Raw genomic sequence first — 23,360 nt, 5'->3', positions numbered from 1 at the left:
CTATTAGAACCAGTCTTGTTTCATGTCAAAGTTAGTGGTGTCGATGTTTTTAACCAAAGACGCCCAGTGATAAATATTAGGAAGTTCGCTGCGGAAGAAGAACTGCATCGCTTGAACTTTACCTTTGTAGAAATTCACATCAAATTCATGTGGCTGCTTTTCAAGTGCAGTCTGAGCAACCATACCTTGTTTAAGCCATAACCATGCAATTACGATATGACCAAACATATCTAAATACGCAACTGAATTAGAGAACACTAGGTCAGGGTTTTGAACTTGGCTAGCTTGCATCACGGTGTTGGTAACATCTTTTAAGATGTCTACCGCTTCGTTTAGCTCTTGCGCGTGAATGGCTAATTCAGGGATAGCAGAAGCAGTTTCAGTTGTGCTTAAAATTTCAGTCAACATAGCACCGTAACCGGCAAAGTTTTTCATGGGTACTTTACGACCGAGCAGGTCTAAAGATTGAATGCCGGTAGTACCTTCATGAATTGGGTTCAAGCGGTTGTCACGGTAGAACATCTCTACTGGGTGTTCGTTAATGTAACCGTGACCACCTAGTACCTGAATCGCTAGATAGTTGGCTTTAGGGCCATACTCAGAAGGCCAAGTTTTAATCATCGGCGTTAAGAAATCTAAAAGTAGAGCAGCTTTTGCGCGTTCTTCTTCTGATTCCGCTGTTTTTTCATCATCGGCTAATTGGCTACCTAGAAGGCAAAGGGCGTACGCACCTTCCGAGTAGGCTTTCTGCGCGAGTAACATGCGACGGACGTCTGGGTGATCAATGATGCTGACTGCAGGGGATAGTGGGTCTTTATTAGACAGTAGGCGACCTTGTGGGCGCTCTTTTGCGTAATCTAAAGAGTATTGGAAGCCAGTAAGCGCCGTCACTGCTGCGCCAGTACCGACCATGATGCGAGCTTCGTTCATCATGTGGAACATGTAGCTAAGGCCTTTGCCTTCTTCACCTACAAGGTAGCCAATTGCGCCGTCTTTTTCACCAAAGCTTAACGCACAAGATGTTTGACCACGGCCACCCATTTTATGGAATAAACCAGCAAGGTTAACGTCGTTGAATTCACCTTTCGTGCCGTCTTCGTTTACTAAGAATTTAGGTACAACAAAGAGAGAGACACCTTTGATGCCTTTAGGTGCGCCTTTCACACGAGCTAACACAAGATGGATGATGTTTTCAGAAAGATTGTGATCACCACCGCTGATGAATATTTTGTTACCACGAATTCGGTAGTTGCCACCTTCGTCTTTCGTTGCAGTGGTGGTTAAGTCAGCTAGACCAGAACCTGCACTTGGTTCCGTCATGGCCATTGTGCCGAAGTAGCGACCTTCACGCATAGGTACAACCCATTGTTCAATTTGCTCTGGGGTACCGTAGGCTTCTAATAAGTTACAGTTTGCATTGGTTAAAGCAATATAGCCGGTGGTTGTACTGGCGGCTGCCGAAATAAATGCATTTGCCGCATTAGCAACGATAAGGGGAAGTTGCATTCCGCCCATATCGTAATCAGAGGATGGCGATGCTAAGCCCGCTTCGATAACCGCCATAAGAGCAGGCTGAATTTCAGGCATCATCGAGACTTTTTCACCATCGAAAGTCGGCTCATTACTATCTACTTTTGAACGAATGGGTAAAAAGTGTTTTTCAGATACGGTTTTGGCTGTGTTGATAGCAGCAGTAAAGGTTTCTTTACTGTGATCTTGGTAGCGTGGGCGGCTTGTTAACCCTTCAGCGTCAAACAACTCATAAAGCATGAATTCCAAGTCACGTTCGTTCAAAATTGGTGCGGCCATACAAAACCCTATCTGGTATTACTAATTTATGCGGGAAGTGTGATAAAAGTCGTAAGACACTTCCATGACTAGATAGGTCATGTCCGCCAGCCTTTCCATGGCACTAAGGGTTAGTAATTTAAAAGAGGGTGGGATAAGTCAACATTAGGGTCAATTGTCAGTATTAATTCGGGGTTTTCGGGGTAGAGTGTATTGACGATAAGCCTTGGTTCAGACACAAATGACGAGGGCCCTAAAGCGCCCACCATTTGGCTGACGCAGTAAAAGTTTTGCTGCACATGGTTGATGTCCATTTGTACTTTATAGCTGGCTTGGGGTTCGAGCTTAGCGGCTCGCTCCTGCCAGTTGTCGGGTATATCCAGTGAATTTATCAGTGTTTCAAACATATTTTGAAAGGCTATATCCTGACTCAATAAAAATTCTTGTTTAAGAGACATTAATATTAAAGCCAAGGTATTCTGTTTGATTTCAGAGGTGCTGCTGTTTTGTTGTTGCGAAAATAAAAACTCATAAAGATTTTGAGTATTTAGTAGTTTTTCTTTGCCGACTAATTGATGGTAAAAAGATACCCAACCTTTATTTACCATTAATAAATTTCCGTAGCGATCCATCAGAGCAGCAGGGTAAGGGTCCATTCCTTTTAAAGTCAATAGCATGGCATTACGAAGCCAATTAAATTGAGGTTTATGGAAGGATTCATAGCCAGCATTGGGTAAATAACCAGCTGCTAGATGTAAATAACATGAATCACGGTCCCCTAACTCTAAAACCTCAGCCAGTTTATCAACCATGGACCGGCTAGGGTGGGATTTTGCATTTTCGAGGCAACTGATATAACGCGTAGAGGAGTCGGCACTTAAGGCTAGTGACTCTTGACTGATTTTGCGTATCTTGCGCCAAAATTTTAAAAGTAGGCCAAAACTTGGCGATACATCATTTTGCTTATCGTTCATTGTTTGTCCTGAATAATCACAACTGAGCGGTTAAAGTGCTTTGTGTTTCCATTTACCGCTGCGGAAATAATACATCATAAACACGGCCTTTATACCAAAGTCTAAGGCTGTAAGTAAAAACATGGTGTTAATAGAAAATTCCATTTCTAAGAACACAAACGGCATAATAAATCGTACCAAAATTAAACTTATCATGCTGACTTTCAAGGGGTAGGTGGTTTCACCTGCGCCACGAATAGCACCGCCTAGAGCAAAGTCAGTTGCTATGAATGGTAATGCAATGGCTACTACTGTAAAGAATAATGCGGTGTACGTTTGTACTGCTTTTTCAGTGGTGAGCAGTTGCGCTAATTCTTGACTGAATACGGCAAAAATTAATGCAGCACCTAACATGATACCTATGCATAAACGCCATCCTTTCCAGCCATATTTTTCGGCGGTTTCAGGCTCGCCGCGTCCAAGGTATTGCCCCACAATAACGGCGGATGCCATTGAAAACCCCAGTGAAAGCAGGGTGATCATGGTTAAGATATTTAACCCTAAACCATAACCAGCTAAAACATCACTACCATAATGGGCAATAGCCACCATATACACCATAAAACCTACATGCATGAGGGTTTGCTCGATGGCGCTGGGTGTACCTACTCTTAATATCTTATTGGTTTTAAGCCTAAAGGCGCTCATATCAGGGTATGGCACTCGTAGCTTACCAATGCGCCACAAAAGGGTGTATAAAATCAAAGCTAAAACCGAGCCTGAGATCCCACCAATGGCAAGCCCTTCTACTTCCCATGCAGGAAGCCCCCACCAACCATAGGCAAGTGCCGCGCTACCAATCCAATTCCCAACACTGCTAATGAACGCCAAAAGTAATGGGTTTTTAGCATCACCGCTGGCACGCATAGAGGCAGCTAATACAATGTTCAGAGCATAAATAGGGTTAAAAATGCATACCCAATGAATTAAGTTCGTGGCTAAACTATGGGTTTGCCCCTCTAAATTAAACACGCTCGCTATTTCACTGGCCCAGACGTAACAAAGAGCACCAACTGAAGTGGAAACTATGAATCCTAGTAACATGGCGCTTTGCACAGTTTGTGCTGCCTGAAGTAATTGATTAGCCCCGACACTGCGGGCTATTAAAGCAGAGATACCGGTTGCCAGACCAAATAGAGAGGCTTGCAATACAAAGAAAACACGCTGTGAAACTGCGACAGCGGCGGTTGCTTCTGGGCCAAAGTCGGTTGCCAAAACGATTTGTACCACACCAATACTGGCTAATAATACGTTTGCCAATACAGATGGCCAAGCTAATGCCCAAATACTGGGAGGCTGAAATTGAGAGGTGGAAGAAATGCTAGGTACCTATATATCCTGCTAATATTAAGCAACATCGATTATTAGGCTGCTTTATACCACAGGATGGCCTTAGTGAGCGTAATATTATTGACTGTTTGGTGTAAAAAGTTTTGAAACACACCGTTGCAGTAAGATCTTTGTGATAAACAACAGGCAACTAATAAATAAGTTAAATAAGTATAAATTAATGGGGTTTATGGTAACTCTTATCAAGGCAATAATAAGCAATATATTAATTTGTGATAAGTCAGCCCATTGATCTTTTCTGCGTTCGATGGCAAGTTAGGCCGCCTAATAATAAAAAAACATGTTAGATTCGGCATTTCCCCTAGATTCAGCATAAATAGAGTCTCTCTGACACACTTTAATGTTAGAACACGGGTCTAACGCAGTATATAGAGTAAGTTTTATGATCAGTACCCAGCCTGTTACCACTATCAGAGCCAATAATATCGAAATAGCCTATGAGCTATATGGTAATGAAAATGCGCCCGTTATCATGTTAATACACGGTTTAGGTATGCCTATGACAGCATGGCCAATGACCATGGTAAATCAATTGGTAGAAGCGGGTTATCGGGTATTAAGGATTGATAACCGTGATCAAGGCCAATCTGAAAAGCTTCACCATTTATCGATGCCAAATATGATTTGGCAGGTTATTAAGCTTAAACTAGGTTTACAGATTAACCCTCCATATCCATTAACGGAACTGATGAACGATGCTATCGGTGTTTTGGATGCGCTTAATATTGAAAAAGCACATTTAGTAGGGGTGAGTATGGGAGGCATGATCTCTCAATTAATCGCTATAAATGCACCTGAGCGTGTTAAAAGTTTAACATCCATTATGAGTTCCACTAGCAACCCTAAGTTACCCAAACCAAGTAAGGAAGTGTCATCGCATTTAATGTCTGGGCCGGCATCTAAGTCAAAAGAAGATATTTTGAATTACCATATGAAGACATGGAAATTAATAGGGAGCCCTATGTTTCCAACTTCAGATTCAGATTTAAAAACCTATGTTCAAAGCTTATTAGACAGAGGCATATCCGCGGCCGGCACTCAGCGCCAAATGCTGGCGATAATAGGTACACATAATCGCTATGATGAGTTAGCCAAGTTATCGATACCGGTTCAAGTTATTCACGGTACTGCGGATCCGCTAATACCAATCTCTGCCGGTAAAGAAACAGCCGAGGCTGCCAATGCAAAATTACATGTGGTTGAAGGTATGGGCCATGACTTGCCTTTACAGATTCAGCCACGTATTTGTGATTGGATCTTGGAGCAAGTTTCGTCTGTCGAATGCGAAAAGGAAACAGCGGCCGCAATGTAAGAATGTGATAAGCATAGAGTATGATAAAATGCCCGTCTTTGATGGGCATTTTTGTATTTAACGTTTGGTATTTATATGGCGGATATATTGTATTCTTTTCGGCGTTGTCCCTATGCAATGCGAGCCAGATTGGCTATTCGTTATTGTATGCATGCTAAAAGTTTTGAGTTGAGGGAAGTTGTTTTAAAAGAAAAGCCTCAAGCCATGTTGGATATTAGCCCAAAAGGAACGGTGCCAGTTATGCAACTTACATCTGGTGAGGTTATTGAAGAGAGCTTGGAAATCATGCACTTTGCGGTGTCTACTAACTCTCAAATGAAAAGAACACTTTATCCTGAGCAATTGGCTAATCAAATTGATGCTCTGATTTCACATAATGATCAGTCCTTTAAATGGGCGCTTGATCATTATAAATATGCTGATCGCTATGAAGAAAGTGAGTTGTTTTATCGAGAGCAAGCAGAAGTATTCATCGCAGATTTAAATCAAAGATTAAATAAACATATATATTTAATGGGGGATGGCATTACTCTAGCCGATTTAGCGATTTTTCCTTTTATTAGGCAATTTGCCTGCGTTGATAAACACTGGTTTTATCAAAGCCATTATACCCACGTGATTCGGTGGTTAGATGTTTGCCTAGAATCCCCTGAATTTAAAGATATCATGCACAAGTACCCTAAGTGGGAACCCGAATCTCAACTGGAGTATTTTCCTTAGTATTATTCAGTAGTTTCCTCTGTTGTTTCATCTGTTGTTTCTTCTTCTGTGGTGGTTGTAGTGGTGGTAGAACTGCTTTCAAAACGCATCCACAATAATTGATTAGGCTGTTGTGCTACAAAGTGCAATAAGCCTTCGCCGTCCACTAATGCATAGCCATCTACAGGAGAATCTGTGGATTGATTAAAGTCAGAACATAATTGTCTTTCAATACTTAGGCTTAGCAAATCATCAGTTAATGGCGTTAAATCTCCTTTCCATTGGCAGCCTGTGGCGCTGTCACTGCCTTGTAGTCCACCAACGTCATTAATATACATTACAGAATCGGTAGTATCCCATTGGCCACTTACTCGGGTAAGGGTGAGATTATTTTCTCTGGCAGAATCGAGTTCAAGGGTGATGCTACCGGATCGATTACTACCTTCATAATTGATAAATAAATCGTCATTGGTGGCGAACAATGCGTCCATATCCAACTGAATATTCCCGCGTACACCGACAAAAAACTGATTATCAGTGTCGGGTGTATTATAGGTATAAACATCTGTCTCAAATAAAGCGCTGCCGTTTGAGTTCAGGGTGTAGGAGCCAAAATGCGCTTCGTCCTCACGTAAAATGTAAACTGTATCATTGATGAATAAGACCTGAGTCTCTAAATCCTCTGTGGTGCCTTGTTCTTGGGTTACGCCGACCCATAAGCCTGTTAGTTGCGCATCCTCCGTCGGAGCTGGGACCTCTGTACTACTGCTTTCATCTAAAGCTCCACAGCCCCAAAGCATATATGCCGTCAGCATATAAAAGATGGCTTTTATGTACATTATTAACTCCACAACATCACAGGTCCTTTATAAAGCATAGCACCGAGTTCGAAAGTCATCGAAATTCGCCAATGGCTATTTAGTAAGGCTTTTATAGATCAGATTTTCATACGGCAGATTTCAAAACCCACTTCTATACTGATTAAACCAACTCGAATTTTAGAGATGGAATCTATTTAGCAGCAAGGTTTTGGCTATGAAAATGATGTTAATTAGGCTGTTTTATTGCCTGATTTTTTTGACGGCTCCTTATTCTTGGTCTACCAGTGTTATCTCTGACACTAACCAATCGAAGATAATAGGTGGTGTTGATAACACAGAAAATTATCCTTGGATGGTTTCCATTCAAAGGGGGTACCACTTTTGCGGTGGAGTGCTCATTGGTAAAGATTGGGTTTTAACCGCCGCCCATTGTTTAGATGATAAAGAAGCGGATGATTTAACGTTATATATCGGACTAGAGAATTTATCCAACCTCGCCTCAGGAGAAGCGAGAGGGGCAGAGTGGTTCATTATTCATCCTGATTACAACGATCGTTTATTTTACAGTGATCTTGCCATTATTAAGCTAGATCAAAGCTCAGGCAAAACGCCTATTAATATCCTAAGCCGTGAGGCTACGCTAGACCTTAAACAAAATGAGCAATTAAGAATCCTAGGTTGGGGCGTAACAGAATTAGGTAGTACATCGCGACAATTGAAAGAAGTTGAAGTGAGCTTTCAAGCGGATCAAATATGTGATGCGACGTATTCAGTTAATGGTATTGACCATTATTGGGATAGAAGCTTTTGTGCAGGGGAAATTAGTGGTGGAAAAGATTCATGCCAAGGGGATTCTGGAGGGCCGATTTTAGTTAGGGCGCAGAATGAATGGGCGTTAACTGGGCTAGTGAGCTGGGGCAGTGGTTGTGCAGAAGCCGGTTATTATGGCGTATATTCTGAAGTGTCTGCTATGTCAGATTGGATCGACACCAGACGAGCAGGAGTATCATTATTTGGCTCAGGACGTATTGGTTTTTTAGGAAAAGATCGCAGTAAGGCGCAAACATTTACCTTACAGAATCTGTCTGAAAGTAGCCAAACCATTAATCAAAAATATATTTCAAATGATTATTTTTCTATTGATCCAAATAATTGGCTATTGAATGGTGAATTGCCGGGCAGCAAAGAATGCTCATTTGTTGTGAATGCAGATGGACTTTGGGGTGGCGAACACTTAGCAGAATTATCGTTATCGTTAACTCATAATGCAGTGTCTGCGGATTTAAATGCCAAAGTTTTAAGCCGGATAGATGCTCAGGCATTGGATACACAATGGGAATTCTATAGTGGAACTTCACAAAACACAGAACATAGTAAACCTTGGACAGAGGTAGAGGATTTAGAACTAGGCTCGGTGATGAAATCAAGTAATCAATTATCTGGGACGCGTTCGGTGTTGTTAAGTTATTTAAATGGTTCAGTCGATGAAACTCCTTTGTACCTGAAATTCACAGCAAAACTCGACGATGCTAATTTTGGTTACTTAAAGGTATTCATTAATGAGAAAAGTGAAAAAACGGTTACGGCCACAAACTGGACAACCTACACTGTCGAATTAGATCCAGGGTTAAATCATACTATGTTTATTTTTTATCAATCTGGTGGCGGTGCTGCTTTTTTGGATGATTTAAAAGTGTGTACGGATCGCTTTAATGAATCTAGTTGCTCCAGTGCAAGCGGGTATTACAATACAGATGATATAGCCAGTTTGGATGACCCAATGCCTCAAAGTGGTGTGGATGCTGTATGTGAAAATATTGATTATGAAGACAGTGAATTTACCTATGTGAGTCGAACAAATACGGATGCTATTTTCAGCAATGGACAAATATCGAGTAATAACACAACCAGTCAATTACTAGGTGATGAATCAAATGGTGCGGGCAGCTTTGGCTTTATGTGGGTTTTCATTATGCTGTTTGTTTTTTATGATAAATTCAAAAGCGTTAACCGCTTTATGTAGTAATTTAAAGAGAATCCTAATTTTTTTGCCAGTGGTTTTATGACGCTTGGATTTAAGTAGTCTTCAATAGGCTGTTTTTTTCCAGCTATTAATATGAGATTCCCACCTCCGCTATTACATGCATATATGCACTCAAAATCTTCATGCAACTGTTGTAAAACGTTTTGGTTTAAATCATGGTCTAACCAATAATTTAAAACCAACCAGCCAGAGTCACTTAGGTTATTCGCACAGTTTTTCAAGAATTGCTTTTGTAGCAATATTTCGTCGATGCCATGATGGTGATATAGATCACCAGTTAAGATATCAAAGGGTTCGTTTTCTTGCTGCACGAAATCTAAGGCATCTTGGTTAGTAATGGTTAATCTGGCTTCATGTTTAGGCAGTTGGAAATACTTTTGTGCCACACGGATGACTTCTTGCCTGAGCTCAACTGCATAAACATCACTGTTAGGGCAGGCGTTTAAAAAAGCCAACACAGAGGTACCACCGCCTAATCCCATTATGCATACCCGTTTAGGTTGACTGAATAATAGGCATACCATAATTGCGCGGTTATATTCATGTTGGGGTATATGGGGCTGGGCTTTAATTTGGCAACTTTGTTCGTGGTCATTCCCAAAGGTAAGGAAGCGTTTAGCCCCGTCATCAAGCACCTCAAGCGGTCCCCATGGGTCTGTTGTTCGAAATATTGATTTTTTCAAAAGGCCGATACCACACCTAAATATATAGAGGTATGAATTATGTGGGTCAAAAGAAGGGGAGTCTAGCGATATACGGTGGTTTATGAGGGAAAAGCCTGAGAAGTAATCTGAATTTGGCTAAGCGACTCTCGCCTCATAAAATGCGCATTCTTGCTTCTGTTTAAGCATTTCTTTGCATGTATTTCCGCATTGACCACAATCCATAGCAATTCCAAGCTCATCACGTAGGGATTTATAGTCAGCTCCGTTTTCGATAGCGGACTGAACTTGCGAATCTGTTATTCCCTTGCAAAGACACACGTACATGGTGAAATACTCATTTAAAGTAGCTATTGACCTAATAGTAGTGCAAATGAGATGGATTATCAATAGCGTTAGTGGCAAAAAGGTAATATTTATGAACCCTCAAGTTGAATCAATAGGGGGTATGAACAAGAGTTGATCTAATTGTCGCCAAATTCGATGAAAAGTAGGCGATTATTAAGGTAACAGTAAAACTTTGGGGTAATGAATTTTTGGCGACCTTTGTGAGTTGCACAGCTTTGTGGTGCAGAAAAGTGCAAGCTAAAATACCACTGAAGTAAGAGTAATTATGTTTTATGATGCTGGTTTTATCTGTATCAGGTTGCTTCTTTGGACGCTAATTTTCAATTCACTGTCAATCAAACTCAGCAAGGCTTAACCTTATTAGAATGCTTACCTTTATGTATTCCTTATTTACAGCCTAACCAGTGTCGCTCACTTTTAGTGAGTGGTGGAATCAAGATTAATAGTGGTGTTGTGTTTGATGATCAGCTTCTCAAGTTAGAGGATGTGGTGTCATACACCGTTCCTAATTATGAAGAGGCTCCAGTTGATACTCGTTGGCGGCTTCTTTGGGAAAATGATGAAATAGCCGCAGTTCATAAACCGGCCAATTTACCTGTGAGTCGAACTACACGTAATGTTTACAATACGTTGATACAGTTGCTACGCAGGGAAAGCAGTTGGCCAGATGCCCATTTGCTCCATCGGTTAGACCTAGAAACCTCAGGGGTCATATTGATTGCAAAGGACAATACTCAAGCTAAGCGCTTTCAACCGACACTTTCCAGTTTAATGATACGAAAGATCTATCATGCCATAGTTCATGGGGAACCTAGCTGGCAGAACCTTCATCACCAAAGTTATCTCAATACACGCAAAGACAGTGCGATACGTTGCCAAATGCATCCAGTAAAAGAAGGTGAGGGAAAATTGAGTGAAACCCTGTTTAACGTCATAAGCTCTCATAATGGCTACTCAATTGTAGAGTGTGAGTTATTGACGGGCCGAAAACATCAGATTCGAGCGCACTTATCTCAGCTTGGCCACCCAATTGTTGGAGACAAAATATACAGCCAAGGTGGTGAATTTTATTTAAAGCGGTTGGATGATGCACTTACTCAAGAGGACTTGCATGCTTGGCCTACTGATCATCATATGCTGCATGCCTATACAGTGCATTTGAACAATATTTGGCACCAAGGCGGCGAGCCAATTGTTATTCGAGATACGGATTATTCAAAGCAATGGTTGGCATTTTGTATGATGCATGGCTTAAGTGCTTAAGTGGTTATGAGTTGGATCTTCGAGCTTCAATTGTAGATATGTGACTAGTTGTCTGACCTTTGCTGATAAATGGCGGTTGTGAGGGTACACGGCCCAAATGGATTCCTGAGGAATTTGAAACTGCCCTAAAACCTCAATTAACTCTCCTGAGTTCAAATACTGGTCCACATAGTAATTGGGCAATTGCACAATGCCAATTCCCTTCAAGGCTGCATCTACTAAACCATATCCACTATTGCAGGTTATTGTGCCGCTGATTTTATTGGTTTTTTCTTTGTTATTATTTTCAAAGCGCCAAAATGTGTGTTGGCCCGCTAAGCAATTGTGTTGGGTTAACTCAGTTAATGAGTGAGGTGTGCCATGGTGTGCAAGATAAGCGGGGGAGGCACATACAATATATCGGCGACGGCTCAATGGTTTTGCCATCATGCTGGAGTCTTTCAGTTTACCAAGGCGAATAGCTAAATCGTAGCCGCCGTTAATTAAATCCAACTGCTGATTGGTGAGGTCAGCAATCACATCCACTTCTTTATGCTTGAGCATAAAATCATGCACCAATGGCATTATATACTTTTCGCCATACATAACTGGGGCAGTTAGCTTAATTGTGCCTTGCGGGCTGCTTTTTAAATTACTTAGCGCACGCTCGGCGTCTTCTAGGCCGCTTAATAATTGGCGACAATGTTGATAGTAGATTTCACCTTCGGCAGTGAGGGAAACTTTGCGGGTTGTTCGATACAGTAGTTTAGTAGCAAGCCGTGTCTCTAAGTCTGACACTAGCCGACTTACTTGGGCCACTGAAACCCCAAGTTTTTGCGCGGCATGAGTGAAGCTGGCCAGTTCAGCCACATAGACAAACTCTGAGATACCTTCCCAAGTTGACACTTATTATTACCTATATGTAAAAGTATTTTAATTATTAAGCTGATTATCTTTATATTAGAAGTAATTACAATGGATATTCGTTAATCATAGATGTGTGTATTTTACGTTGTGCACAAATCATCACACTTATTTAACAGGGCAAAGTCATGACTGATCAATTTATTAAATCCAAAGCCGCCATAGCATGGGGTCCTAAACAACCACTGAGTATTGAAGAAGTGGATGTAATGATGCCTCGTAAGGGTGAGGTGTTAGTTAAAATCATTGCCACGGGCGTATGCCATACGGATGCTTACACCTTATCTGGTGAAGACCCAGAAGGGGTGTTTCCTGCCATATTGGGTCATGAGGGTGGTGGCATAGTTGAGGCATTGGGCGAAGGCGTAACCAGTGTAGCAGTGGGCGATCATGTCATACCGCTTTATACCCCTGAATGTGGTGAGTGCAAATTTTGTAAGTCTGGCAAAACTAACTTGTGTCAGCAAATTCGTGAGACGCAGGGCAAGGGTTTAATGCCTGATGGCACCACTCGCTTTTATAAAGACGGAGAGCCTATTTATCACTATATGGGGACATCCACGTTTTCTGAATACACTGTGCTACCTGAAATTTCATTAGCCAAGGTCAATAAAGAAGCCCCGTTGGAAGAAGTATGTCTTTTGGGCTGTGGTGTAACCACAGGCATGGGTGCGGTTATGAACACGGCAAAAGTTCAAGCAGGAGATACTGTGGCCATTTTCGGCTTAGGCGGTATTGGTTTATCTGCCATTATCGGCGCGACCATGGCAGGGGCATCACGCATTATTGGGATTGATATTAATGAAAGTAAGTTCGAGCTAGCAAAACAGCTTGGAGCATCTGACTGCATTAACCCTAAAAACTTCGATAAGCCCATTCAAGATGTGATTGTGGAAATGACAGACGGTGGCGTGGACTTTTCGTTTGAATGTATTGGCAATGTTGACGTAATGCGCTCAGCCCTTGAGTGCTGCCATAAAGGCTGGGGTGAGTCTGTGATTATTGGCGTTGCTGGAGCAGGTAAAGAAATTTCAACACGACCATTTCAGTTAGTGACAGGGCGAGTGTGGCGTGGCAGTGCATTTGGTGGTGTAAAAGGACGTAGTGAGCTACCAGGTATTGTTGAAAAATATTTAGCAGGCGAATTTAAACTAAACGACTTTATTACTCATACAATGGGTCTTGAGGGGATTAATCATGCATTTGATTTAATGCATGAGGGAAAAAGTATCCGTTCAGTAATTCATTACAACAAATAAACGGACAAAAGAGCCTAGTGGTTTCACTAGGCTATATTAATGTTGATAGGGTTGTGAATATGAGTTTAGACATTATCAGTAGTGCAAAGAGTTTTGGTGGTTGGCATAAACAATATAGTCATCAGTCTGTTAGTAATAACTGCACCATGCGCTTTGCGATTTTTTTACCACCGCAAACAGTATCGGGCGAAAAAGTACCTGTACTGTATTGGTTATCGGGTTTGACCTGTACCGATGAAAATTTCATGCAGAAAGCAGGAGCATTTGAAACCGCAGCAAAGTTGGGCATTGCCATTGTTGCACCAGATACAAGTCCGCGTGGCGAAGGGGTGGCGGATGACCCAGAAGGCAGTTATGACTTTGGATTAGGGGCGGGATTTTATCTGAACGCCACTCAAGCTCCGTTTAATCAGCATTATAATATGTATGATTATGTGGTGAATGAATTACCAAAAATCATTGAAGAAAATTTTCCGGTTACGAATCAAAGAGCAATTAGTGGGCACTCTATGGGTGGTCATGGCGCGTTAACTGTAGCGCTTAAAAATCCAGATCGATACACCTCAGCATCGGCGTTTAGTCCAATTTCAAATCCAATCAATTGCCCATGGGGGCAAAAAGCTTTTTACGGCTATCTTGGTGATAATAAACAAGACTGGCGTGAATATGATAGCTGTGAGCTAATGAAATTCAGCGCAGATGCTAAGCAATTACCTATGCTAGTAGATCAAGGGGATGCGGATGATTTCTTAGAAAAGCAACTAAAACCTGAAGCCCTACAAGCGGCAGCAGAGTTGAGTAGCTACCCATTAACCTTACGTATACAAGCAGGTTATGATCATAGTTACTATTTTATTAGTAGTTTCATAAGTGAGCATTTGAAATTTCACCATCAATATTTAGAGAATACAAAAGCAACTTTATAAGTTGCTTTTTAGCTCTGTGTTAACTATCTGTGTGCTTGTCGAACCGTTTTTAAAAATTAATTTGTGAAACAAATTTGTGTTTAGTTCCACGGAATTTATCAAATAGTTGTTTGTGGAATTGAAGTGAGAATGTATCTTGGCGGGTTGTGTATTGTTTGATCCATTCTAATAACATGGGTAAATTCTGGTCTTGCAGGGCTTGGCTTTCATACTTATGAGGTTCCCAAGGACGCTGTTTTGCGTTTTCTATGCACAGATCAATTGGTAAATTTAAAAAATAGATCTCATTGCAGCTTGGGAATAAATGTTCGATCAGATCGCCATAGCAACCTTCAATCACCCAATCGGTGTTCTGTTGGATAAAGGTGTTAACGGTTTGCTGCGCTATTTTTAATGGTTGTCGAGTAGGGGGCTCAGTTGGTAGCCAAGCAAGGGTATCTAAATCAAGGTGAGGAATTTTGTGTTTCTCACTTAGATGGTGAGCAAATGTGGATTTACCGGACCCTGAATTGCCAAAAATCACGATTCGTTTCATGTAATCTCCTTATTAAGGAAGCTGGTCGTGTTTAGACTTAGCTTATATTGTCTCTTTTCTGAATTGGCTTCAATGGTTTATGGAAAAAAAGCGGGAAATTAGGTTTTATGGGTAGGGCTAAGTTGAATTTATCGGTTTTTGTATGGTTATACGAAAGAAGCCCAACCAGTGGTTGGGCTTCTTGCATTACGCGCTGGCTAAACGAGAGGATTTTTTGGTTGGAAAGCTGTATTTAACAATACGCTTAACAACAGAAAAATACTGTTTAAAGAATCCTGCACTGTTATATGGCACTTTATATTTTGCACAAATGGCTCTTACTTCTTCTGCCATTTGTGGGTAGTGCTTAGCAGGTACATCAGGGAATAAATGATGTTCAACCTGACAGCTTAAGTGTCCAGTCATAATATGAAATAAGCGGCTACCTTCAAGGTTGGAAGAGCCTAAAATTTGACGATAAAACCATTGTCCTTGGGTTTCGTTTTTACATTGCGACTCTTTAAATGTGTGAATGCCGTCAGTAAAGTGGCCACAAAAGATAATGGTATTTGTCCATATGTCTCGTAATAAGTTGGCCACTAGATTACCTAGGAATACTTGAAGGAACACAGGGAAGCACACAAGGGGCCAAAAGATGTAGTCTTTAAATAATTGGCGTGCGGCTTTATTAAAGAATGCAAATTTAAGCTGCTCGCGAGTGACAGGTAACTTGCTCGCTTTACGAGACTTTTTGAAGAATACTCGTTCGCCAGCCAGTTCATGGTATGCCACACCCCATTGGAAGTTTAAGCATAGGGCGATATATACAAAAAATTGCCATACATTTTTAGGTTTCCAGCGAGTGTCATCACTTAAACGTAATAGCCCATAACCAAAGTCACGGTCTTTGCCTATGATATTGGTATATGTGTGGTGATCGTAGTTGTGGTAGCGCTTCCATGAGCCACTGTCACCTGCGTTGTCCCACTCAAAATTACGGCTGTTGATGTTTGGGTCGTTCATCCAGTCGTATTGTCCATGCATAACATTATGACCAATCTCCATATTATCTAGGATTTTGGCGGTTGCTAATGCTAATACACCAAGTATCCAATAGGCAGGGTGTAGGAACCCAAGGACAATTAGAATTCGACCTGCAATTTCACTTAAACGCTGTACACGGATAACATTGCGAATGTATTTGGCATCATCTGAACCCACTTTTTCCATGGTGCGTTCGCGTAGCTCGTTTAAGTCTTGTGCAAAATGATTAAGCGTTTCATCATCTGGGCGAGAGGCCCACTTTTGAGAATCCTGCTTGTTAAGCTCAGTGGCTTGCATATTCATATGTTTTGCCTTTTATAAGTCTAATACAACATCGTTTACGGGAACGCTTATGCATAGTTGAATCTCTTGCGCGCCGGTATCGCTGTATGTTTGTGTTTTTGTATTGTAAACCACGCCGCTTTTCTTTTGGCATATGCATTGGTGGCATACACCCATACGGCAGCCGCTAACAGGGTTTAAGTTATTTTGTTCCGCAATTTCTAATAACGTGCTGGTTTCATCTGCATCGCTTTCAATTTGTTTGTTTGAGCGTTCAAATAAAATGGCGGCACCTTCACTTTGTATATCTAGTGACAATGGTTCGGGGCCAAAAAACTCGTAATGAATATGGTCGCTATTAATATTGGCTTCTTGTAATAGCTTGCGAGTAAGTACAATCATTGGACTCGGGCCGCAAATGTAGAAATGCGTATCGCTTTCTGGTTTTACAAATACGTCTAAATGGCTCTGATTAATATTGCCATCGTACTCACTGTTCATTAGATTTAATTGTATGAGTGGGTTCAAATTTGATACTTGTTTGAACTCATCTTCAAATAAAAAATGCTGATCGCTTCGAGCGTAATACATTAAAGTGATGTTTTGATTGCTTTGTGCACTTTGCAAATTTAGTTGTTGAAGCATCGAACGAAAAGGGGTGATACCGCTACCACCTGCAATCATGCAAATGTTTTGGTGCTCTGGGTTTAAAGTAAACTCACCCATGGCTTGAGAAATATTCACAATACCGTTGGCTTTAAGTGCATTTGGTAGCCAAGGTGTAATTCGACCTTGCTCTTGTATGCGGATACTTAATTCAATGAGCCCTGTTATTTGGAAATATTCAGGACTTGATGAAATACTAAAGTAGCGGCTCATCCAAGCGCCGTTTTTTTCAACAGTTAGTTCAATATATTGCCCAGCTTCAAAGCCTTTCCATTTTTTATTTGGCTTAATAACAAGGCTGTACATATCTGCATTTTCGTTACGCACGTGGGTTACGTAGCTGCGTAAACGGTCTGCGCGCCAACCAGGAACCACACCATTAATAAGCGGCTCGAGGTAATCGGCTAATGTATTGTGGTTGGTTAGGCTGTTCATGACCCATTGCCAAGCCTTTCCCAATGTCGAGGATGTCATGTAAATCTCCACATAATTTGAGTGAACAAGTGTATGCTCAAATTATGGCTAGGTAAAGTATGTAGATCATTAAAACCCGTAATTTCGGGGCTTTTAGTAGTAATAACAGTAACAAATGTTCATTTTATGACTATTTGATTAAACAAATAATACATATTTATACCGTTATTTAGTGGCTCGGTTATGAAAGTTTGGTTTAGCGGCGTTTATTAGGTCGGCTGCGATGTGCAGCCAGATGTTTAGCTAAGAAGGTTAGTCAATGGCGATGCCGACGTGTAATTGTTCAAACCAGTCAAAGAATTTTTGTACGTCGTCACCTTTGAATAGTCGACCATGCTGTGGAGCCATGATTTCTATATCGAGTTTCCGAACGCGTTTAAGCCAGTGATGTTTGGCTTCATCTGAAGGCATCCAGCGCTCATGAAAGTAGCGCATTTTACTTATATGGCTGTCGAAATCTTCAACAAAAAGGGCAGAACCTGGTGGCTCAAGTGCTGCGCCAATATCCCCACTAAATAGTATTTTTGATTTTGCGTCATAGACATGAAAATTACCTGAGCTATGTAGGTAATGGGCGGGAATGAACTCTAGCTCTATATTATTGAGGGTCATGCGCCCGCCGTTATCCTCGATTGAACTGTAGGCAACATTGTCCATGCCAAAGTGGCGAATGAACCCCTCCCACAGCCAAGATGCATGTAGCTTTGCGTTAGGAAGTACTTGGTCCCACATTCCAAGGGATGAAATGATATCTGGGTCTTGGTGACTAGCAAATAAGTCGGTTATTTGTTCTATATCTACGTACTTTAGAACAGAGGCCAGCATGGTTGAAAACACCTCTATGCCACCTGGGTCAAGTAATATACTGCGATCACCGTCAACTACCATAAATTGGTTGGTGTCGATTATTTTTTCAGGTTTTTCAGGGTCCCGGCCAAAGACATACCATTGATGGCCGTTATCATAGAGTTTTAGTGCATCCATGCTATTTCCTTTTTTAACTCATTTTGAATTGGGCCAATTGATTTTGGCTGAAGGTTATATGCTGTTTTATGTCGTTACTTAAGCCATCTATGGTATTGGCCATGTGCTCAAGTAGTGGCTGAAATTCACCTGTTTGGGTAGCTTCAAGACGAAAAGTGACGGCGACTACGCTGCTGGATTGCATATATTGTCTAATATCAGCTAGTTGATCATTTAATGAAGCTAACTGCTGATGTAAATTTAAGCTTAGCTGCTCCATGTTTGCTTCCCCTTCATGGGATGCGAATTCTAATTGTTTGGCTTTATGGGCTTGCTCAATACGTGAACTGCATTTTTCGATACGAGATAAAAATGAGTGTGTCCGCCATTGCTTAACGGAGTTCTGAGAGATGCTGATGGCGCAGAGGTTAATAATGTTGGATAAGTTAATGGTTTTATTGGCAAGTTCATCAAAATAATCACTGATGACTTTAAGGCCCGCAGCTCGAGCGCCAGCTCTAAGTACCATGGCGCGTGAGTTTTTAGCCGCTAGCGCCATACGTTTAGCAATAACGCTAGCGCGGTATAAATGCCCTGAAATAGTTGCTGCGGCAGCGGTTTGTGAAGCAATATGGGTGGCATCTGCCAGCATAGATCCCCCTAAGTAAGGAAACTTATATTACTTTACTATAGCTGACCTTATGCTCAGGGTGAGATATATATTCATCAAATGCCATGCATATGTTACGAATCAGTAAACCCCCTTTGTCTGTTACCTGTATTGAGTCTTCATTTAGGCTAATTAATCCGTCTTCAATGTAGGGGGTTAAGCTGTGAAGTTCCTCTTTAAAATGCTGCTTAAACTGAATTTTGAAGCGTGATTCAATATCTTTGAAGTCCAAATTAAAGTGACATATTAATTGCTTGATTACGGCCCTACGCAGGTCATCTTCTTCAGTAAGGATAACGCCGCGTTTAATTGGTAGGGTGGCGTCAGTAATGCTGTTCATGTATTCGTCAATGTCGGCGCTGTTTTGGAAGTAAGCATCACCAATTTGGCTAATTGAGGATACCCCTAGAGCGACTAAATCGCACTCTTCATGGGTGGTATAGCCTTGGAAGTTACGGTGTAGTTTACCTTGTATTTGTGCTTGGGCTAAGCTGTCGTCAGGTTTAGCAAAGTGATCCATGCCTACATAGTGGTAACCAGCGTCGGTTAATATTCGAATACTGTCTTCTAGCATACCTAGTTTTTGTTCGCCGGATGGTAAGTCTGCTTCATTGATTCTGCGCTGTGGCATGAAGCGTTCAGGCAGGTGAGCATAATTAAAAACGGATAAACGATCAGGGTCTAATTCCAGTACTGTTTTTAATGTTTGAGCAAAACTTTCTCTTGTTTGGAACGGCAGGCCATAAATTAAGTCAATGTTGATGGATTTAAAGCCCAGTCGGCGTGCCTCTTCTAAGGTGTTGCGTGTCATTTCAAGAGGCTGTACGCGGTTTACTGCTTTTTGTACTTTTTCATCAAAATCCTGAACGCCTAGGCTGACCCGATTAAACCCAATGGATTTTAGATGGGCTAAGGTGTCTGGTTGAAGTTCTCTTGGGTCTATTTCGATAGAGTAATCACGGTCTTCAGTGTCGAGCAAATTAAAGTGTTTACCCATTTCAGTCATAAGCTCTGTCATTTGCTCGTGGCTGATAAAAGTCGGTGTGCCACCGCCCCAGTGTAATTGTTCGATAGGTCGGTTTTTATCATAGCCATCACTGCGTAAGGCCATTTCTTTGTATAAGGCATCTAGGTATGGCTGGGCTTTTTCTTTACGTTTGGTGATGATCTTGTTACAGGCGCAGTAGTAGCAAACATGGGCACAAAATGGGATGTGAACATATAAAGACATCGGGCCATGGTTGCTGGCGTCACGAGCCGCTTGATAGTGACGAGTATCGAAGCCACCATTAAATTGCACCGCAGTGGGGTATGAGGTGTACCTTGGGCCTGATTTATCGTAACGCTTAATAAGGTCAATATCCCACTGGATGTTGGGGAGTAAGGTGTGTGTCATGGTGGACCGAAAATTGTCTTTTAAGATGCGAGAATATTAACAAACTGCCAATTTGTGAGCTTGTTTTAAGTCAAGCTTGTGTTGATTTGATCTATTTTAAATATTTAACCGGTAAAAAAGCACCGTACGTTAACGATACAACCTAATGTGTGATTAATCCGGTCAATACCTGATGGCTTCAATCCATTATATTTATCATCGAATGATCCAAACCTATTTGTTTTAAGTAAAACAGGGGGGATTGGCAACTCATAGGGCATTGACCACGTAGTTTGTTTGAGCATATATTTTGTAAAGCTGTTAGGAGGGCAGGACGTGCAAACGCAACAGGATCAGATACAGGCGTACCACTTGTTTATTTCTGGTAAAGTACAAGGGGTGTACTATCGCGCATCTACCGCAAAAAAAGCGCAAGCATTTGGCTTAAAAGGCTGGGTGAAAAATCTGGACGATGGACGAGTAGAAGTTCATGCCCAAGGCCCTGTTTCTGGATTGGATTCGTTACTAACGTGGTGCGAAAAAGGCCCGATATTAGCTAAAGTGAGCGGTATAGAATGCAAGTTGGCGCAAGTGGATGAAAATATGGCTCAGTTTGAGGTTATGCGCTAACTTCCCCGCGTTTATTACCTGTTAATTTGATTGCGCACTTTAAAGTAATAAAAAATAACGTCTCTTCATGGTCCCGGCACATATGCTGGTGGTTGAATAAAGTTTTTAATTAGCATCATTATAAGTATTAGGTGTCTTGCCTTGAACATAAAAAGCAAACGCGAGAATTTCTGCCACTAAACGGTATAGTTCAGGGGGGATATTATCACCAATGCTTAATGCTGCTAATTGCTCTAATAGCTCTGGGTTTTCATAAATAGGAATCCCAGCTTCATTGGCTAAATCTATTAGTTCTTGTGCGGCATTACCAAAGCGTCTTTGTGTTATGATTGGGGCCTGCTCACCATCATAGAATAACGCTAATGCTTGTTCTATCTCGTGTTTTGGAATATCACCCATTGCTTTACCTATCTTATGTATGTACGTCTATTAGTGATTGTTGAATCGGTGTATTTAAAGGTGTAGGAGAGCCATGTTTGCTTTGTATACTTTCAAGTTTAAACCCTGCCTTGGTGAGCTTTTCTTTTAATGTTGGAATTTCTTGATGCAAGCATTTGAGTTGGTTAATGTGGCTTGCCCATAGTGTGATATCTAATTTTTCTTGAATCATTTTGCTTTCAATGGCAAAGGCTTGGTCAGTGTCTTGAGCAAATCGCAAAATAATATGCCAACTTTTTGATTTTTGCTGTTCTTGCTCAGTTTGAGTATGACCTTTGAATTCTAGCTCACACCAATTAATTTGATGTTGATGTAAATAAGGAAGAGAAAGCTGAAAAGACTGTAATTCAGGTGTATTCATCCAGTTACGATTTAAAATTTGGTCATGACTGGTCTTCATGATGTTTTGTGACAAATTAAGTAATTGTCGTATCAGTATTTGCTCTGTGTTGTTTTCACTTTTCTCTAAGCTATTTGCAAGTAAAGCAAGGGTTTGATTTAACTGAGCTTGAACGCTGACACCGGTTTTTATAAGTAAGGTTTCACTGCTTGTTGTGGTGCTTTTTGGGTTGATTAAAAGGTTAAACCAGTGGGTTAAATCATTAAAGGTTTTAATGTTTGCGCTTTGCGATAATTGATTTGACCAATTAGGTATGAACTGATCCCCGTGTGCCTTAAATGACTGAGTTAATTGCTGTATCAAGGTTTGTTGATTACTGGATAACCAGTTTTTCTGATCAGACTGAATATTATGAAATAGGTTTTCAATGGTGGGTTTTGCATCATTGCTAGGTGCGTGAGCTAACAATTGATTTAGCCCTTTTTGAACCTGCTCCTGCAATGTTTGAGTACTGGTTTGATTGACATTGCCTGAGATGAGGTTTGAAGTCGTTGTGAGTGTGTTTGGTGCGACTGTGGGAGATGGCGAATCTATGGTGAATTTTTGCTGAAAGTTATGAACCCATTTTTGAATTTGTTGCTCCACTTGGTTAAAACGATTTTGTACCGATACCGTAGAGTCTAGTAATGCCTGCTTGGGTGATTGCGTGGCTGGGGTGCTGGCGACTTGACCATTACCTAATGTACTAAGTAGCGTTTGAAGCTTTTGTTCTAAGTTCTGCCCTGATGATTCAATCGCGACTTTTATAGATGGAGCGGTTGGAATATTTTGAGAGTTCAAAATTGGATTAATGGGCTTGCTTATTATTGGGTTAAGTGATGGAGAACTAGGGCCAGCTTGATGGTTATCAATAAGCGGGATGGGTTTTGAGGTAATATGCCCAGGCAAAAATTGATGAAGGTATTTTGAGAGACTCGTTTGTGAGGCTTTCAAGGTTAAAGATAATTGCCCTGATGGAGTTTGCGAAATTAATACATTATCACCGGGCTTTACCTTTTGTGTGGAAAGTATACTGATTTGCCCTTGAGTACTAAGCAATTTCACTAAGGCCAACTGGGTGGTTTGAGTGAAGCTTTCAGATTTATTTAAACTAGCAGTTATGTGTTCTAGGTTGAGCTTTTCGCTGATGCCAGTCCCTTGATTATTAATTGGGCTTGGCTGCGCAATAAGTGCAGATAATTGCGATAAAACCTGTTGATTTTGCTGGGGCGGTAATAACTGATGGGATTGCACTTTTGCCCATGTATTCACCAGTGCTTGAATGCGCTCAGGCAGTTTGGGGTGCAAAGCGCTGGCAGAAGCTTCCGATGTGGCTGTGGTATTTAATCCTCCTTGGGCATGCTGTGTAGCAGAAGATAAGGAGGAGTTATTAGGTAGCTTCATAAATCTCATTAATATTTGACGAATCTGCCGTAAATGGGCGTCATTTTGTATATAATGCCGCGCGCGAAACCATACAATGCATGAATGTTTATGGTATCGGCAAAATATACAGGATATTAAGTTCAGTATAGAC

General features: G+C 41.2%; 22 protein-coding genes. 7 read left to right on the top strand and 15 right to left on the bottom strand.

Features of this window, described 5'->3' with window-relative positions:
• Positions 1–3: 3 nt before the first annotated feature.
• From ABWV45_RS05905 to ABWV45_RS05895, 3 genes are all read right to left on the bottom strand, one after another.
• Positions 4–1,809: an acyl-CoA dehydrogenase gene (locus tag ABWV45_RS05905; protein WP_353349663.1), complete on the bottom strand. Its 1,806-nt coding sequence runs from the start codon at positions 1,807–1,809 to the stop codon at positions 4–6.
• Positions 1,810–1,919: 110 nt separating this feature from the next.
• Entirely contained in the window at positions 1,920–2,762 is an 843-nt protein-coding gene (locus ABWV45_RS05900) for a helix-turn-helix domain-containing protein (protein ID WP_353349662.1), read from the bottom strand.
• 30 nt (positions 2,763–2,792) lie between these two features.
• Positions 2,793–4,061 (bottom strand): MATE family efflux transporter, encoded by a 1,269-nt coding sequence (locus tag ABWV45_RS05895; protein WP_353349661.1) that lies wholly within the window; start codon positions 4,059–4,061, stop codon positions 2,793–2,795.
• A gap of 472 nt (positions 4,062–4,533) precedes the next feature.
• Between ABWV45_RS05895 and ABWV45_RS05890 the strand changes: the two genes are divergently transcribed.
• Positions 4,534–5,463 carry an alpha/beta fold hydrolase gene (locus ABWV45_RS05890; protein WP_353349659.1) on the top strand — a complete coding sequence of 310 codons (930 nt, stop codon included), beginning with the start codon at positions 4,534–4,536 and terminating at the stop codon, positions 5,461–5,463.
• 75 nt (positions 5,464–5,538) lie between these two features.
• Complete coding sequence (locus ABWV45_RS05885) at positions 5,539–6,183, top strand: glutathione S-transferase (RefSeq protein WP_353349657.1); 645 nt, start codon at positions 5,539–5,541, stop codon at positions 6,181–6,183.
• A gap of 2 nt (positions 6,184–6,185) precedes the next feature.
• On the opposite strand, the gene ABWV45_RS05880 is transcribed toward ABWV45_RS05885, so the two are convergent.
• Positions 6,186–7,001 carry a hypothetical protein gene (locus ABWV45_RS05880; protein WP_353349655.1) on the bottom strand — a complete coding sequence of 272 codons (816 nt, stop codon included), beginning with the start codon at positions 6,999–7,001 and terminating at the stop codon, positions 6,186–6,188.
• Positions 7,002–7,197: 196 nt separating this feature from the next.
• Between ABWV45_RS05880 and ABWV45_RS05875 the strand changes: the two genes are divergently transcribed.
• Complete coding sequence (locus ABWV45_RS05875) at positions 7,198–9,006, top strand: S1 family peptidase (protein WP_353349653.1); 1,809 nt, start codon at positions 7,198–7,200, stop codon at positions 9,004–9,006.
• Here ABWV45_RS05875 and ABWV45_RS05870 read toward each other — a convergent pair.
• Positions 8,970–9,710 (bottom strand): spermidine synthase, encoded by a 741-nt coding sequence (locus tag ABWV45_RS05870; RefSeq protein WP_353349651.1) that lies wholly within the window; start codon positions 9,708–9,710, stop codon positions 8,970–8,972. The two genes, ABWV45_RS05875 and ABWV45_RS05870, sit on opposite strands and share 37 nt — an antisense overlap.
• Before the next feature lie 117 nt (positions 9,711–9,827).
• Entirely contained in the window at positions 9,828–10,016 is a 189-nt protein-coding gene (locus tag ABWV45_RS05865) for a (2Fe-2S)-binding protein (protein ID WP_353349649.1), read from the bottom strand.
• A gap of 327 nt (positions 10,017–10,343) precedes the next feature.
• Between ABWV45_RS05865 and ABWV45_RS05860 the strand changes: the two genes are divergently transcribed.
• On the top strand, positions 10,344–11,300 hold the full coding sequence (locus ABWV45_RS05860; RefSeq protein ID WP_353349647.1) for an RluA family pseudouridine synthase: 957 nt from the start codon (positions 10,344–10,346) through the stop codon (positions 11,298–11,300).
• On the opposite strand, the gene ABWV45_RS05855 is transcribed toward ABWV45_RS05860, so the two are convergent.
• Complete coding sequence (locus ABWV45_RS05855; protein WP_353349645.1) at positions 11,289–12,185, bottom strand: LysR family transcriptional regulator; 897 nt, start codon at positions 12,183–12,185, stop codon at positions 11,289–11,291. The genes ABWV45_RS05860 and ABWV45_RS05855 overlap by 12 nt on opposite strands.
• 146 nt (positions 12,186–12,331) lie before the next feature.
• Here ABWV45_RS05855 and ABWV45_RS05850 point away from each other — a divergent pair, with 146 nt between their 5' ends.
• Complete coding sequence (locus tag ABWV45_RS05850; protein ID WP_353349643.1) at positions 12,332–13,462, top strand: S-(hydroxymethyl)glutathione dehydrogenase/class III alcohol dehydrogenase; 1,131 nt, start codon at positions 12,332–12,334, stop codon at positions 13,460–13,462.
• A gap of 59 nt (positions 13,463–13,521) precedes the next feature.
• A complete protein-coding gene (gene fghA / locus ABWV45_RS05845; RefSeq protein WP_353349641.1) occupies positions 13,522–14,388 on the top strand; it encodes an S-formylglutathione hydrolase in 867 nt (288 codons plus the stop codon).
• 49 nt (positions 14,389–14,437) lie between these two features.
• On the opposite strand, the gene ABWV45_RS05840 is transcribed toward fghA, so the two are convergent.
• The 6 genes from ABWV45_RS05840 to hemN all read right to left on the bottom strand — a co-directional run bounded on the left by ABWV45_RS05840 (position 14,438) and on the right by hemN (position 20,397).
• The gene (locus tag ABWV45_RS05840; RefSeq protein ID WP_353349639.1) at positions 14,438–14,923 is read right to left on the bottom strand and encodes an AAA family ATPase; all 486 of its coding nucleotides are present in this window, start codon (positions 14,921–14,923) and stop codon (positions 14,438–14,440) included.
• A 186-nt stretch (positions 14,924–15,109) separates the two neighbouring features.
• Positions 15,110–16,249, bottom strand: a complete 1,140-nt coding sequence (locus tag ABWV45_RS05835) for a fatty acid desaturase family protein (protein WP_353349637.1) — start codon at positions 16,247–16,249, stop codon at positions 15,110–15,112.
• Between the two features lie 12 nt (positions 16,250–16,261).
• Complete coding sequence (locus tag ABWV45_RS05830; RefSeq protein ID WP_353349635.1) at positions 16,262–17,368, bottom strand: ferredoxin reductase; 1,107 nt, start codon at positions 17,366–17,368, stop codon at positions 16,262–16,264.
• Between the two features lie 252 nt (positions 17,369–17,620).
• The gene (locus ABWV45_RS05825) at positions 17,621–18,352 is read right to left on the bottom strand and encodes an oxygen-binding di-iron domain-containing protein (protein WP_353349633.1); all 732 of its coding nucleotides are present in this window, start codon (positions 18,350–18,352) and stop codon (positions 17,621–17,623) included.
• Between the two features lie 13 nt (positions 18,353–18,365).
• Positions 18,366–18,983, bottom strand: coding sequence for a hypothetical protein (locus ABWV45_RS05820; RefSeq protein ID WP_353349631.1), 618 nt, complete (start codon positions 18,981–18,983; stop codon positions 18,366–18,368).
• A gap of 22 nt (positions 18,984–19,005) precedes the next feature.
• Positions 19,006–20,397, bottom strand: a complete 1,392-nt coding sequence (gene hemN, locus ABWV45_RS05815) for an oxygen-independent coproporphyrinogen III oxidase (RefSeq protein ID WP_353349629.1) — start codon at positions 20,395–20,397, stop codon at positions 19,006–19,008.
• A 315-nt stretch (positions 20,398–20,712) separates the two neighbouring features.
• Here hemN and ABWV45_RS05810 point away from each other — a divergent pair, with 315 nt between their 5' ends.
• Positions 20,713–21,006: an acylphosphatase gene (locus tag ABWV45_RS05810; protein WP_353349627.1), complete on the top strand. Its 294-nt coding sequence runs from the start codon at positions 20,713–20,715 to the stop codon at positions 21,004–21,006.
• A 105-nt stretch (positions 21,007–21,111) separates the two neighbouring features.
• Here ABWV45_RS05810 and ABWV45_RS05805 read toward each other — a convergent pair whose 3' ends face one another.
• Both ABWV45_RS05805 and ABWV45_RS05800 read right to left on the bottom strand, forming a co-directional pair.
• A complete protein-coding gene (locus ABWV45_RS05805; protein ID WP_353349625.1) occupies positions 21,112–21,405 on the bottom strand; it encodes an EscU/YscU/HrcU family type III secretion system export apparatus switch protein in 294 nt (97 codons plus the stop codon).
• Between the two features lie 13 nt (positions 21,406–21,418).
• Positions 21,419–23,227, bottom strand: coding sequence for a hypothetical protein (locus ABWV45_RS05800; RefSeq protein WP_353349623.1), 1,809 nt, complete (start codon positions 23,225–23,227; stop codon positions 21,419–21,421).
• Positions 23,228–23,360 lie beyond the last annotated feature (133 nt).

This window comes from Oceaniserpentilla sp. 4NH20-0058 (assembly GCF_040371755.1).
Taxonomy (GTDB): domain Bacteria; phylum Pseudomonadota; class Gammaproteobacteria; order Pseudomonadales; family Oceanobacteraceae; genus Bermanella.
Note: the sequence above shows the minus strand (reverse complement) of the source record. Positions and strands in the feature narration are given on the sequence as shown.